Below are 12,775 nucleotides of genomic sequence, written 5' to 3'. Positions count from 1 at the left end.
GTTCTGCCGGGGCGGCGCCCTGTTGCGTGCGCGGGGCGCCTGCAGGCGCGGGTCAGTGCGTGCGGGGCGCGGGGAACTCGCACACGCCGTCGACGCAGATGCCGGCCGGCATCGCCGCGTCCAACGGCAGCAGCGGCAGTTCGGCGAGCGGCACGGCCGCGTCCTCGCGGCGCGGGGTGTGGTCATCGTGAGCGTTCACTCGCGCCATGCTACGCCCGCCACGGGGCACCGGGGGCCGCCACGGTCGCGCGCCGTTAGCGATGCCCGCGGGCACCCGCAACCCCCGTGACAGTACGGCGCGCCCTCCGTAGCGTCGATCGCGACCCCTGAAGGACGATTCGAGGAGGCACGATGACTCACCTCACCGGCAAGCGCGTGGCGTTCCTGCTCACGGACGGATACGAGGACAGCGAGCTGACGAGCCCCTGGCAGGCCGTCACCGAGCACGGCGCGGAGGCGGTGCTCGTCTCTCCCGCAGAGGGCGAGATCACCGGCAAGAACGGCCACCGCCAGCGGGTGGACGTGCCGATCGCCGAGGCGACCAGCGACGCGTACGACGCGCTCGTGCTGCCGGGCGGTGTGGTCAACGCCGATCACCTGCGCATGGACGTGCCGTCGGTCGAGTTCGCGCGCGCGTTCTTCGCCGAGCACAAGCCCGTCTCGGTGATCTGCCACGGCGCCTGGATCCTCATCGAGGCCGACGTGGTGCGGGATCGCACGATCACGAGCTACCCGAGCCTGCGGACCGACCTGCGCAACGCGGGCGCCAACTGGGTGGACGAGGAGGTCGTCGTCGACGCCGGACTCGTCTCGAGCCGCACCCCCGACGACCTGCCCGCGTTCTGTGCCAAGACGGTCGAGGAGATCGCCGAGGGCAAGCACACCGAGCAGCACGGCTGATTCGGGCACGAGGCCGCCGGCCACGAGGTCGGCGGCCTCGTCGTGCGCGCGGCCGTCAGGCCGCGCGGCGGTAGCGCTCGTACACCACGCGCCCGGAGAAGACGCGGCTCTCGATCAGATCGAGCGCGATCGGATCGGCGATGTGCGGCAGCAGTGGGGCGCCGCCGCCGACGATCACCGGGTAGCGGAAGATCCGGAACTCGTCCACGAGACCCGCCTCGATCGCCTGCCCCGCGAGCATCGCTCCCCCGATCTCCACCTCCCGGTCGGTCTCGGCGAGGGTGCGTGCGACCTCGTCGGAAACCGATCCGGTCGCCAGGCGCGCGTTGCCCTCCACCCGATCGAGGGTGCGGCTGAACACGACCTTCGGCAGCGCCGTCCAGACGTCGGCGAACTCCGACTCGGCGGCGTTCCCGCGCATCGCGGGGTCGGTCTCCCACACGCGCATCGTCTCGTACAGGCGCCGCCCCAGGATGACGGCTCCCAGCTCGCGCACACGCGCCAGATGGAATCCGAAGAGCTCGTCGTCGGGAGCGCCCCAGTCGAACGAGCCGGTGCGATCGGCAATGAACCCGTCGACCGAGACCCCCATGGAGACGAGCAGCATGTTCCCTCCCTCAGCCGCGCAGCTCGTCGAGCGCCTTCTGCAGCCGACGCTCGCGGGTGGCGTCCTGCTTGGCCTCGGCGATTGAGCGCGCGATCTCCTTGCGCCGCGAGTACGCCAGCGCGTCGAAGCGCCGCTGCAGCTCCGGGTCGGCGCCGAGCGCTTCCTGCAGCGCGGCGGGCACCTCGACCGTGCGCTCCGCGGTGTCGAGCTCGATCGTCACCTCCACCGCGTCGCCGTTCTCGACCCCGAGCTCGGCCCGCGCCGCCTTGCTGAGGCCGATCATCGTGTCAACGCCCATGCGCGCAATCCGCAGCCGCGCCGTGCGGCCGCCGATCGCGACCACCACGGGCGCGTTCTTGGCGCCGCCGAGCTGCCCGACCTGCTCCTCGGTGAGCAGGATCGCGGCCGCCGGACCGTAGGGCTCGAGGACGGTCGAGAAAGTGAGCGCGCTCATGCCGACGACGCTACCGCTCCGCGCCCCGTCGCGGGAGGGGCGTCAGGGCTCGCAGGCGTATCCGTCGCCGTCGCGGTCGAGATCGTAGACATCGCTGCCCACGATGCGGGCCACGCCATCGAAGTACGCCGGCCCGTTGCCGCTGCCACCGGCGCAGTCGACATCCGACGACACGGGCACGCACGCGTCGGCATAGTTCGAGTCGCACCCCGCGCCGGCCTGTGCGATGGGCGCCGGTTCCGGAGCCGGCGGCGGCGGGGGCGGGTCATAGGTGCCGACCGCGACCACCCGATCGGTCGGCGGCACGGTGACGACATCCGAAACGAGCTCGCGGCTGATCTCCTTGCCGTCCACCAGCGTCACGCGATACGTGAGGGTGCGCTCCCCGTTGGCGCCCTCGGTGCGCACCGCCGTCTGCCCGCGCGTCATGGTGGGGTCATCGACGGTGGTTTCGGCGAATGGGAGCGCCTCGCTCACCACCTCTTCCCGCACCGACGTCGTCGGAGTGGGGGTCGGCTTCTCGGCGGCCGGCGCGAAGGGCCGCGGCGTGGACGACTCCGCCGGCGCGCGCGTGTCCGACGGCGCGCGCGTGTCCGACGGCTCGTGCTCGGTCTGCACCGCGGGCGCCGTGAGCGAGGACGTCGGAGGGGCCGATTGCGCGGAGGCGATGCCCGTCGTGGTGAAGCACACGACGGCCGCGACCGCCGCGACTCCCGCCGCGGCCTTCCGAGTCCGCAGGCGGAGCCATGTGGGCGTGCCCCGCCAGAGGGCGACGATCGCGACGACGAGGACGACCAGCGCGACGACGGCGATCAGCCCCGGCACGAGGATCGTCAGCGCGATCGCCACCGCGGCCATCACCGCCCAGCCCCACAGGGGAATGCGCCGCAGGGGCGACGGCGTCGCGGCGGTGTCGGTGGCCGGGACCGGAGGCGGTGCGGAGGCGCCCCATGCGGCGCCGTCCCACCACCGCATCTGCGACGGATCGTCGGGGTCGGGATACCAACCGGGCTGCGCGGCCATCATCGTCCACTTCCACGTCGAGGCGCGCGACCGCGCCTACACATTTCTCCCCGGGCACAAAGGGTATACGCCCGAGCACGTGGCCGCCAGCCTTCCGCGGCACCAGCGTCAGCGCAGGTCGAGCTCCTGCACCACGCGGGCGACCTCGGCGCGGGCCTCGGCGGTGAGGCCGCGGATCGGGAGCGGGAGACAGTTCGGCGGGACGAGGCCGAGCTGCTCGGCGATCGCGGCGACGACGCGGATGCTGCCGCCATGCGCGGCGAACAGGCACCACAGCGGCTCGAGGCGGACGGACTCGGCGCGCGCCGCATCGGCATCGTCCGATTGGGCCGCGCGGGTGATGCGCAGCGCCGGATCGGGCAGCGTGCCCGCGATCACCGAGTACCAGGCGTCGCAGCCGGCGAGCAGTCCCTCGGCCGCGAACGCGTCGCCCGAGACGCCGATCGTCACGTGCGGCGGGATCACGCCCCGGATCGCCGCGACGTGCGCGCGCGCCGCGAACGGCTCGGTGGGGACGCCCGGGATCTTGATCGATGCGATCCCCGGCAGCGCGGCGATCCTGGCGTACAGCTCGGGCGTGAACGGGAATCGCGTCGTGCCCGGGTTGTCGTACACGATGATCGGCAGCTCGGTGCGCTCGGCGACCGTCCGGAACAGCTCGAACACGTCGTCGTCGGTCAGCGGCTGGTAGGTCATCGGCGCGAGCAGCACGCCGGCCGCCCCGGCGTCCTCGGCCGCGGCCACGTGGCGCAGCACGTGTGAGGTGCGCAGCGCGGCGACGCCGACGAGCACCGGGGTCTCCCCCGCGTGCGCCACCGCGATGCGCGCGACGCGCGCCCGCTCGTCCGCGTCGAGGTAGGCGTACGAGCCCGTCGATCCCAGCGCCGTGATCGAGTCCACGCCGGCCGCCGCCGCGCGCTCGACGAGCCCCGCGAACGCGGCCTCGTCGACACGATCGTCGCGCAGCGGGGTCAGGGGAAAGGCGCTGAGGCCGCGGAAGGGACTGCTCACCCGATCGATCCTGGCATGCCCACCCGCTCCCGCGTGCCGTCCGGTCGTCTGGGGCCCGTCAGGCGGCACGAACGCACTCGGGAGCCCCGCGGCCGCGGCTCAGCCCTCGCGCGGGGCGACCCGCTCGGTGCGCGCGTCGCGGTCGTACTCGTACACCGTGCGGCCGTCGATCAGCACGCGCGCCGGGCGCGCCATGACGTCGAGCGGCTCGCCATTCCACACGACGAGGTCGGCGCGCTTGCCGACCTCGATGGATCCGAGCTCGCCGTCGATGCCGAGCACGCGGGCGGGGTTGATCGTGATCGCCTCGAGCGCCGTGCGCTCGTCCAGCCCCTCGCGCACGGCGAGGGAGGCCTGGTGCACGAGGAAGTTGATCGGGATGACGGGGTGATCGGTGATGATCGAGATCTCCACGCCCGCCGCGGCGAGCTTGCCCGGGTTGGCGATGGAGCGGCCGCGCAGCTCCATCTTCGACTTCGTGGTGAACAGCGGGCCGATCAGCACGGGCACGCCGCGCTCGGCGAGGTAGTCGGCCACGACGTGCGCCTCGGTGCCGTGGTCGATGACGAGCCGGTAGCCGAACTCCTCGGCCAGGCGCACGGCGGTGACGATGTCGTCGGCGCGGTGGGCGTGCTGGCGCCACGGGATCTCGCCGCGCAGCACGGCGGCGAGCGCCTCGTGCGTGAGGTCGACGTCGACGGGCTTGCCCGGCTCGGCGGCCTCGTGCCTGCGCATGTAGTTGCGCGCGGCGACGAACGCCTCGCGAATGATCTTCGCGTTGCCCAGGCGCGTCGACGGCGTCTGCTTCTTCTCGCCGTAGACGCGCTTGGGGTTCTCGCCGAGCGCGGACTTCACGCCAGCGGGGGCGCGCAGCACCATGCGGTCGACGATCCGGCCGTGGGTGCGCAGCACGGTGGCCTGACCGCCGATCGGGTTCCCCGATCCGGGGTTCACACCCACGGTGGTCACGCCGCCGGCGAGCGCGACGTCGAAGCCCTCGTCGAACGGATCGATCGCGTCGATGGTGCGGACGGCGGCCTGGTTCGGGCCGGTCATCTCGTTGGTGTCGCTGGCCGCCGCACCGTCGCCCTCCGGGTTCACGCCGAGGTGCACGTGCGCGTCGATGAGGCCCGGGGTGACGGTCGCGCCCTGCAGGTCGATCGTCTCCGCGCCTTCCGGGACCACCACATCCGCGCCGGCGGCGGCGATCCGTCCGTCGTCGCCGACGACGATCGTGCCGTCGAAGGCGTCACCCACCACCGGGATCACGTGTGCGTTGGTCAGGGCGAGCGTCATCGGGGAACCTCCGTCGGTGGGTGGGTGTCCTCCCATCCTGTCACCCGGCCACGGGCCACCCGACTCGGCCCTTCCCCCTAGGATTCATGCGTGATCGACGCGGGCTGGCACATCGACCCCGAGTCGCTCCTTCCCGTCATCGACGACATCGAGGCGTTCCGCCAAGCCCACCGTGACGACGACGCGAGTGACGCACTGGAGGCCTTGTGGGGCGGCCGTCCCGCCGAGGCCGAGGCGCTCCTGCGGGCGATGGCTCAGCCGGGCTCGGCGCGCATCCGAGCCCTGATCGCGGATGCCTGGCGCGACCAGGGGCGCCACGGCGCCTCGATCCGCGCCTATCTGGAGCTCGTGCGCGAGGCCGCGGGGATGCGGCACGAGGCCACGATGCACCAGCATCTCGGCAAGGCGTACTTCGTCGCCGGACGCTACGCGGAGGCGCTGGAGGCGTTCACGGTCGCGCTCACCCGACCTGCGGGCCGAGCTGGAGACGATCGGGCGACCGCTCTCCGACATCCGCGGGGTCGTCCTCACCCACGGCGACAGCGATCACATCGGCTTCGCCGAGCAGCTGCGGCGCGAGGCGGGCGTCCCCGTGCATGTCCACACCGCCGACGCCCATCGCGTCCGCACCGGTGAGAAGCCGAAGACACCGATGGGACCGGCCCGTCCCGGCCCGATGCTGGGGTTCCTCGCGTACTCCCTGCGCAAGAACGGGCTGCGCACGCGCTACGTGCAGGAGGTCGTGGAGGTCGCGGACGGCGATGTGCTGGATCTGCCCGGCAACCCCCGCATCATCGGACTGCCGGGGCACTCGCCGGGCAGCGTTGCGGTGCACGTGCCGGCGGCGGACGCGGTGTTCGTGGGTGACGCCCTCACCACGCGCCACGTGCTCACCGGCCGCACGGGCCCGCAGCCGGCGCCGTTCACCGACGAGCCCGAGCAGGCGCTCGACTCCCTCGACCGGCTCGCGGGGATCTCGGCGTCGTGGGTGCTGCCCGGCCACGGCGCGCCCTGGCGCGGCACGCCCGCCGACATCGCGGCGGCGGTCCGCGCGGCGTGAACCGCGCGAGCGCGGCGGATCAGCGATCGGATTCGATCCCATAGCGGCGCTTCAGCGCCCCATCGGGGAGAGCGAAGACCTCCTCCAGCTCGTCTTCGGGGCGCGGGGAACGCAGCACCAGGCGCGGCCGCTCGCCGCTCACCGGGCCCCACCGCGCATGGGCAGCGGCTCGTATCGCGGCGGCGGATCGGTGCGGAGCCGACCGTACGTGTCGACGTCGATCCGTCGCCCATCCACGAGGAATTTGGCGCGCTCGGTTCCCTCCTTCACAAAGCCCGCCGCGCGGGCCACCGCCCCGGACGCCGGATTGTTGACGCGGTGCCCGAGCTCGAGACGCTCGAGTCCGCCATCGGTCAGCGCCCAGTCGGCGACGGTCGCCGCGGCCCGGCGCATCCAGCCGTGCCCACGCGCCGCGGTCGCCATCCAGTACGAGAACCAGCCATTGCGGTTCTTCGCATCCACGCTCACGCACACGAGTCCGGCGAGCCCGTCGCCCGTCGCGACGGCCCACGGGCGATGCGCGGACGCGGGCGCCAGGAGATTCTCCACGTACCGCTCGGCATCGGCGGGCGTCGTCACGTCTCCCTGCCGCGCCATGTCGGCGTTCGAGCGGAACGCGGCCAGCACTCCCCCGGCGTCGTCGCGGCGCAACGGCCGCAGCCACACGCCCTCATCCGTCGTCATGCCCGAGTCGACCTCGTCATCGCCCCACGATATCGCCGCGTGCCTCTCCCGCCGCGGCGAGGGCCCGGGCCCCCGGCCGCATCAGCCGGCGTCCGCGACGGCGAGCGCTTATCCGCGGTTGGTGAAGCGCGTCCGCCCCGCCGACGACTTCCAGGCGCAGCCGCTTCCCGTGCCGGACGACCCGCGGCCACCACCCGCCCCGCTCGAAGACGACCTCGGTCGCGCTCTCCCCGCTCATAGTGCTCCCCTCACGCCCAGCTCTCGATCTCGGCCTCGATCCGCGGATCCGTGCGCACCCACACCTCACCCTCCGCCGCCCCGTCGGGCAACGGGAGGCGCTGCAGGCCGAGGGTCTCGATGAGCACCGACAGGGCGGCGCGATCCTCGCGGGACTCGGCGAGGGTGTCGGTGTGGAAGAAGACATAGTGATCCGCGTCGACGATCCCGTTGTCCGCCCAGATGCGGAGCACCTCATCCACCGCCTCGGGCTCGTCCGCGATCCCCGCCGCCCACCGCGCCCCGCGTTCCTCGGGCGGGAGGTCCAGATCGGCCGCGTCCGGGTACCAGGGGCCGCCCGCGAGCCCGTCGTAGCCGTCCGCGAAGAACCGCATCGCGTACGACCCGACCCAGTTCGCGTGCTCGATCCGCCGATACTCGCGCCGCGGACGCTGCCCGCCCCGGATGCGCACGGCGGTCCCGCTGCCGACGATCATCGCGAGCGCCTCCTCGGCGACCGGATCCTCGATCGAGAGCATGACGGGATCACCCCGGAGTTCGCCGCGGAACTGCGCGAACGCGTCATACGCCTGCTGGGGGTCCGCCACCGAACATCGCCGCTCCGCGCCCGCTCCGTCCCCGAAGAGGAACAGCCTCGGCGCGGGATCTTATCGCCTCGTCACCCCACCACATTCGCGCACCGACGCGCCGAACGCCACCCCACCGAGAGCGCCCGTCCCCGACACGACCGAGCATGCCGGGGACGGTGACGATCAGCCCGCGGGCCGGCTGAACAGGTTGACGAGGTTGCCGTCGGGGTCGCGGAACAGCGCCGACCGGTTGCCCCACGGCATCGTCGACGGCGGCAGCACGATGTCGGTGAGCTCCGGCTCCAGCCGCGCAAACTCGGCCTCGACGTCGTCCACCTCGAACTCGACGATCACCGACCGGTTCGCGGCCGGGGCGAGGGCGTCGCCCAGCATCGCCACGGTGGCCGGGCTGGCGATCGCGAGGGTCGCGCCCGGGCCGGAGAACTGCGCGAACACCGGGGCCGGTCGCACAGCGGTCTGGCCGGTCACGCGCTCGTAGAACGCGGCGAGCCGATCGACGTCGTCGGTGATGATGCGGACGGATGCGAACGTCATGGGTGTCTCCTGAGCTGATCGAGTACGTTGACACCAGCCTCGTCCGCAGCCGCGACACCGTGCTGTCGGTGTTTTGGCAGATGCGGTCAGCGCAGGTCGTCCACGACCGATCGCAGCGTCCCGAACGGGATGTGGAGATCCTCCCTGCGCAGCGCCCGGGGCGGCGGACGCTCGTCGGTGAGCTCGACGGAGATCATGCGGTCGCCACGGAACGCCCGCACGCCGTCGCGCAGCCGGCACCACGCGATGAGATACCAGGCGCCGTCCCGGCCGATGGAGCCGAGCGGCTCGACCTCCCGGCGGGTCACCGTGCCGTCCTGACGCCGGTACTCCAGCCGCACCACCCGGTTCGCGCGCAGCGCCGCCGCGAACTCCGCGGGGATGGGGGCCTCGTCGTCGGGCTCGAGCAGGTGCACGCGCGAGGCAAGCGCCGTGGCGCGGCGCGCGTCCTCATCCGGCATGACGGCCAGCAGCTTGCGCAGCGCCGTGCCCGCCGCATGGCGGAACGGCCCGCGCCGAAGCGTGCCGAGCCCGATCAGGATCGCGAGCGCCTCGTCGACGGTGAACCCCATGGGGCCGAGGGTCGCGGACGCATCGAGCGCGTATCCGCCCGCCCGCCCCGGCTCGGCCCAGATCGGCACACCGGACTGCTGCAGCGCCGACAGGTCGCGCTCGACCGTGCGCACCGACACCTCGAAGCGCTCCGCGAGCCATCGCGCGCTCCGGCGCCGCGGCGACACCGCGCGCAGCTCCTCGACGAGCGCATAGAGCCGATCGGTCCTGTTCACCCGTCGATCATGCCCCGATCAGAGACCGCGATGCGCCGCCCAGCGACGCGACGCCTCCGAGGCGGCCTCGGCGATGAGCGCATCGATCTCGGCGCTGCGGCGCACGGGAAACGACACATACGTGCCGCGCCCGCCCGCGACGGGGCGCCCGTAGGCCTTCGCGGCGAGCGAGCCGTCCGGCAGCAACCGCACGGTGATCGACTGCAGCTCGAACACCTCGCCGCGGCGCTCGTCCTGCCACCGCAGCTCGGGCGGAATGTCCACGTTCAGGGCCAGGGCGTTGACGTCCACGTCGGCCAGTGAATCACACCGCCCGGGCTCCCCGGCGATCCGCGAGCGCCGATCACGCTTGGTGCCGCAGCGCCGCGAGCACTCGTCCCTCCTGCAGCAGAGCGGGATCCGCACCCGCCGCGGCGAGGTCGCGCATGCCCGTCTCATCCGACCGGAACCACGCGTCGACCTCGGGCTCGGGGCCGAGCAGGACGCGATCGAGGAGCCGCCGGACCTTCTTCTTGTTGGGCGTTCGCTCGCCGTGGGTCCTCTCGCACAGCCGCCTCACCACGTAGTCCGCCAACAGGTACCGCCCGACGTCGTCGCGGAGCACATCGAGATGCTGCGGCGTGATCACGAACCGAAACGTGAACGGCAGATGATCACGATCAGCACCCGCGCCGATCCGCAGCACGAGCGCATCGCCCTCGCGCAAGACCTCCGCCCACCCGCCGGGACGGGACAGCACTCGCTCGCTCACATCAACCTTCCCTGCGGGCGGTCGGGACCGGTGGGTCGGGACCGGCGAGCGAGCGCGTCCGCGAGAAGTTCCCGCCACTCGGCGCCGCCGTTGAACAACGGCAACACGCGCTCGGCGCACGCGGCGGCCCAGCGAGCGATCACGCGGCGGTCCGGGTCGCTGAGGGTCTGGATCGAGGTCACCGATCGATTCTCGCGGCCGATCCGCCCTGCGCGCCACACTCGCGCATTTCGCTCACTCGCCGCGCGGCTGCGACGCTCCGGAGTGCGCAGATTGCGTGCGATGCGGCCATGATCTGATACTCATGAACGATGAGCACCACCCAACGCATCCCCGATGTCGCCTCCCCCTCCGCCGATCGCGCGGCACGCCTCGCCGTCACGGTCTTCCCCGTCCTCGTGATCGTCGCGGGCATCATCGGCTTCGCCCTGCCGGGCGTCGTCGCGCCGCTGGGGCAGGCGGTGCCCTGGCTCCTCGGCGTGGTGATGTTCGGGATGGGCCTGACGCTCACGCTCCCCGACTTCACGCGCATCCTGAAGCGTCCGTGGATGGTGGCGATCGGCGTGGTGCTGCAGTACCTGATCATGCCGCTCACCGCGTGGCTGATCGCGCTCGCGCTCCAGCTCCCCGCGGAGCTGGCCGCCGGCGTGATCCTCGTCGGCTGCGCGCCCGGCGGCACGGCATCGAACGTCGTCACCTACCTGTCGCGCGGCGACACGGCGCTGTCGGTGACGGTGACGACCTGCTCCACGCTCCTGGCCCCGGTCCTCACCCCGCTGCTGACGCTGTGGCTGGCCGGGCAGTTCCTTGAGGTGCCGTTCGCGTCGATGATGATGTCGATCCTGCAGACCGTGCTGCTGCCGGTCGTCGCCGGCCTCGTCGTGCGACTGCTGCTGCGCACCTGGGTCGAGCGCGCACAGCCCGCGCTGCCGTGGCTGTCGACCATCGCGATCGCCCTGATCGTGGCGGCCGTCGTCGCGGGCAGCGCCGACAAGATCGTCGAGGCCGGCCTGCTCGTCTTCCTCGCGGTGTTCCTGCACAACGGCTTCGGCCTGCTGCTCGGCTACCTCGCCGCGTGGGGGCTGCGGATGACCCAGCGCGAGCGCCGGGCGATCAGCATCGAGGTGGGCATGCAGAACTCGGGGCTTGCCGCCTCGCTCGCCGCCGCGCACTTCTCGCCGCTCGCGGCGCTGCCCGCGGCGGTGTTCTCGGTCTGGCACAACCTCTCGGGCGCGATCTTCGCGCTGATCATGGGCCGCCGCCCCGTCACGGACGAGTGATGGCGGCGGGCACCGCCGCGCGCCCCTGCACACCCCGAGCCTTCCGGCACACGGATCCCGCCGATCCCTGTGCCGGAAGCCCGGTTCTGTTGCCGAACGCGCGGCGCGCGGGCGGGGCTACAGCATCGAGGTGAGCACACCGCCGTCCGCCCGGATGGCGGCACCGTTGGTCGCCGATGCGCGGGGGCTCGCGAGGTACGCCACGAGGTGGGCCACCTCGGCGGGCTCCAGGAACCGCTCGAGCAGCGTCGTGGCGTTCTCGCCGATGATCGCCGCCTTGATCGCCTCCACCGGAGCCGACTTCATGCTCGCGATCGACTCCACGGTCGCCGCGACGCCGTCCGAGTACGTCGGCCCGCCGAGCACGGTGTTGACGGTCACCGCCGTGCCTCGCGTGAGCTTCGCGAGGCCGTTGCCGAGGGCGATCATCGCGGCCTTCGTGACGCCGTAGTGCACCATGTCGGCCGGGACGTTCACACCCGACTCGCTGCTGATGAACAGCACGCGACCCCAGCCCCTCTCGAGCATCCCGGGAAGGAGACGACGCGACAGGCGCACACCGCTCATGAGATTCACGTCGAGGTAGCGCGCCCACTCCTCGTCGGGGATCGCATCGAACTGCGCCAGTCCGAAGAGGCCGACGTTGTTGACGAGGATGTCGACCGGCTCGAGCGCGTCGAGCAGGCGGGCGACGTCTTCGGGGCGCGAGAAGTCGGCCGCGACACCCGCGTGGTCCGCGCCGGGGTGGGCCGCCCGGAGCCTCTCGACCGCGTCCCCCACGCGTTCCGCGCTGCGTCCGTTGACGATCACCCGCACCCCCTCGGCGGCGAGCGCCGACGCGATCGCGAAGCCGATCCCCTGCGTCGACCCGCTCACGAAAGCCGTCTTGCCCCGCAGCTCCAGATCCATCTGCTCCCTCTCGCTCTGACGCACCGCGCCGATTTACTTGCTTAGGCAAGCAACGGTAACGGCTATTACTTGCGCAAGCAAGTAACGTACGATCGACTCATGACGCGATCCGAGAGCCCCGCCGGCCTGACGCCCGCACAGCTCGAGGTGTGGGCGGCCGTCGCCACGCTCCTCGAGCGACTTCCCGCCGCCCTCGACGCGCAGCTGCAGCGCGACAGCGGCCTGACGCACTTCGAGCACGGATTGCTGTTCGCCCTCGCCACGGCCCCCGACCGCACCCTTCGCCTGAGCACGCTCGCCGGCTACGCGAACTGCACGCTTTCGCGGCTCTCCCGGGCGATCACGCGCCTGGAGAACAAATCGCTCGTGCGGCGCGAGACCGACCCGAGCGACGGCCGCGCCTCCCTCGCCATCCTCACCGACGAGGGGGACAAGAAGCTCCGGCAGTCGACGCCGGCGCACCACGCCCTCGTCGAGAAGCTCGTCTTCGCCCCGCTCAGCGAGGCACAGACCCGCCAGCTCGGCGCGATCACCCGCACGATCAACGCGACGATCGACCCCGCCCCGGCCTGGACGCCGCCGACCCCCGAGGGCTGACGCAGACCGGAGCGCGACAGCTGCTCACGTCATTCCTGCGACCCGAGCTGCGAG

Annotated in this window: 18 protein-coding genes; 4 read left to right on the top strand and 14 right to left on the bottom strand. The window is 72.4% G+C overall.

Translation table 11 applies throughout. The features are described 5' to 3' along the window. Positions 1-52: 52 nt before the first annotated feature. On the bottom strand, positions 53-199 hold the full coding sequence (locus E3O41_RS14120) for a hypothetical protein (protein WP_158231507.1): 147 nt from the start codon (positions 197-199) through the stop codon (positions 53-55). A 152-nt stretch (positions 200-351) separates the two neighbouring features. Here E3O41_RS14120 and E3O41_RS05455 point away from each other — a divergent pair, with 152 nt between their 5' ends. After that, on the top strand, positions 352-900 hold the full coding sequence (locus E3O41_RS05455; protein WP_067022626.1) for a type 1 glutamine amidotransferase domain-containing protein: 549 nt from the start codon (positions 352-354) through the stop codon (positions 898-900). 55 nt (positions 901-955) lie between these two features. Here E3O41_RS05455 and E3O41_RS05450 read toward each other — a convergent pair whose 3' ends face one another. The 5 genes from E3O41_RS05450 to E3O41_RS05430 form a co-directional block, all read right to left on the bottom strand. Continuing rightward, positions 956-1,507: a dihydrofolate reductase family protein gene (locus E3O41_RS05450; protein ID WP_067022624.1), complete on the bottom strand. Its 552-nt coding sequence runs from the start codon at positions 1,505-1,507 to the stop codon at positions 956-958. Positions 1,508-1,517: 10 nt separating this feature from the next. Beyond that, positions 1,518-1,961: a YdeI/OmpD-associated family protein gene (locus tag E3O41_RS05445; protein ID WP_067022621.1), complete on the bottom strand. Its 444-nt coding sequence runs from the start codon at positions 1,959-1,961 to the stop codon at positions 1,518-1,520. Between the two features lie 42 nt (positions 1,962-2,003). Continuing rightward, complete coding sequence (locus E3O41_RS05440; RefSeq protein WP_083990776.1) at positions 2,004-2,987, bottom strand: G5 domain-containing protein; 984 nt, start codon at positions 2,985-2,987, stop codon at positions 2,004-2,006. 105 nt (positions 2,988-3,092) lie between these two features. Continuing rightward, positions 3,093-3,995 (bottom strand): dihydrodipicolinate synthase family protein, encoded by a 903-nt coding sequence (locus E3O41_RS05435; protein WP_135012134.1) that lies wholly within the window; start codon positions 3,993-3,995, stop codon positions 3,093-3,095. A 99-nt stretch (positions 3,996-4,094) separates the two neighbouring features. After that, positions 4,095-5,291, bottom strand: a complete 1,197-nt coding sequence (locus tag E3O41_RS05430; protein ID WP_067022615.1) for an amidohydrolase — start codon at positions 5,289-5,291, stop codon at positions 4,095-4,097. A gap of 292 nt (positions 5,292-5,583) precedes the next feature. Between E3O41_RS05430 and E3O41_RS05425 the strand changes: the two genes are divergently transcribed. Continuing rightward, the gene (locus E3O41_RS05425) at positions 5,584-6,351 is read left to right on the top strand and encodes an MBL fold metallo-hydrolase (RefSeq protein ID WP_083990775.1); all 768 of its coding nucleotides are present in this window, start codon (positions 5,584-5,586) and stop codon (positions 6,349-6,351) included. A gap of 138 nt (positions 6,352-6,489) precedes the next feature. On the opposite strand, the gene E3O41_RS05420 is transcribed toward E3O41_RS05425, so the two are convergent. The 7 genes from E3O41_RS05420 to E3O41_RS05390 all read right to left on the bottom strand — a co-directional run bounded on the left by E3O41_RS05420 (position 6,490) and on the right by E3O41_RS05390 (position 10,117). After that, positions 6,490-7,035, bottom strand: a complete 546-nt coding sequence (locus tag E3O41_RS05420; RefSeq protein WP_067022608.1) for a GNAT family N-acetyltransferase — start codon at positions 7,033-7,035, stop codon at positions 6,490-6,492. Positions 7,036-7,283: 248 nt separating this feature from the next. Continuing rightward, positions 7,284-7,859 carry a hypothetical protein gene (locus tag E3O41_RS05415; protein ID WP_083990774.1) on the bottom strand — a complete coding sequence of 192 codons (576 nt, stop codon included), beginning with the start codon at positions 7,857-7,859 and terminating at the stop codon, positions 7,284-7,286. A gap of 165 nt (positions 7,860-8,024) precedes the next feature. After that, positions 8,025-8,396, bottom strand: coding sequence for a VOC family protein (locus E3O41_RS05410; RefSeq protein ID WP_067022602.1), 372 nt, complete (start codon positions 8,394-8,396; stop codon positions 8,025-8,027). An 86-nt stretch (positions 8,397-8,482) separates the two neighbouring features. Continuing rightward, positions 8,483-9,184 carry a helix-turn-helix transcriptional regulator gene (locus tag E3O41_RS05405; RefSeq protein ID WP_067022599.1) on the bottom strand — a complete coding sequence of 234 codons (702 nt, stop codon included), beginning with the start codon at positions 9,182-9,184 and terminating at the stop codon, positions 8,483-8,485. An 18-nt stretch (positions 9,185-9,202) separates the two neighbouring features. Then, a complete protein-coding gene (locus tag E3O41_RS05400) occupies positions 9,203-9,475 on the bottom strand; it encodes a hypothetical protein (protein WP_173849881.1) in 273 nt (90 codons plus the stop codon). 52 nt (positions 9,476-9,527) lie between these two features. Continuing rightward, on the bottom strand, positions 9,528-9,869 hold the full coding sequence (locus E3O41_RS05395) for a DUF6357 family protein (protein ID WP_135012132.1): 342 nt from the start codon (positions 9,867-9,869) through the stop codon (positions 9,528-9,530). A 62-nt stretch (positions 9,870-9,931) separates the two neighbouring features. Continuing rightward, a complete protein-coding gene (locus E3O41_RS05390) occupies positions 9,932-10,117 on the bottom strand; it encodes a hypothetical protein (protein WP_067022593.1) in 186 nt (61 codons plus the stop codon). A gap of 129 nt (positions 10,118-10,246) precedes the next feature. Here E3O41_RS05390 and E3O41_RS05385 point away from each other — a divergent pair, with 129 nt between their 5' ends. Continuing rightward, entirely contained in the window at positions 10,247-11,215 is a 969-nt protein-coding gene (locus tag E3O41_RS05385) for a bile acid:sodium symporter family protein (protein WP_067022589.1), read from the top strand. A 117-nt stretch (positions 11,216-11,332) separates the two neighbouring features. Here E3O41_RS05385 and E3O41_RS05380 read toward each other — a convergent pair whose 3' ends face one another. After that, a complete protein-coding gene (locus E3O41_RS05380) occupies positions 11,333-12,124 on the bottom strand; it encodes an SDR family NAD(P)-dependent oxidoreductase (protein ID WP_067022586.1) in 792 nt (263 codons plus the stop codon). A gap of 99 nt (positions 12,125-12,223) precedes the next feature. Between E3O41_RS05380 and E3O41_RS05375 the strand changes: the two genes are divergently transcribed. Then, positions 12,224-12,721 (top strand): MarR family winged helix-turn-helix transcriptional regulator, encoded by a 498-nt coding sequence (locus E3O41_RS05375; RefSeq protein WP_135012130.1) that lies wholly within the window; start codon positions 12,224-12,226, stop codon positions 12,719-12,721. The last annotated feature ends 54 nt before the right edge of the window (positions 12,722-12,775 follow it).

This window comes from Microbacterium sediminis, assembly GCF_004564075.1.
Lineage (GTDB): Bacteria > Actinomycetota > Actinomycetes > Actinomycetales > Microbacteriaceae > Microbacterium > Microbacterium sediminis.
This window is presented reverse-complemented; position numbering and strand designations above follow the sequence as displayed.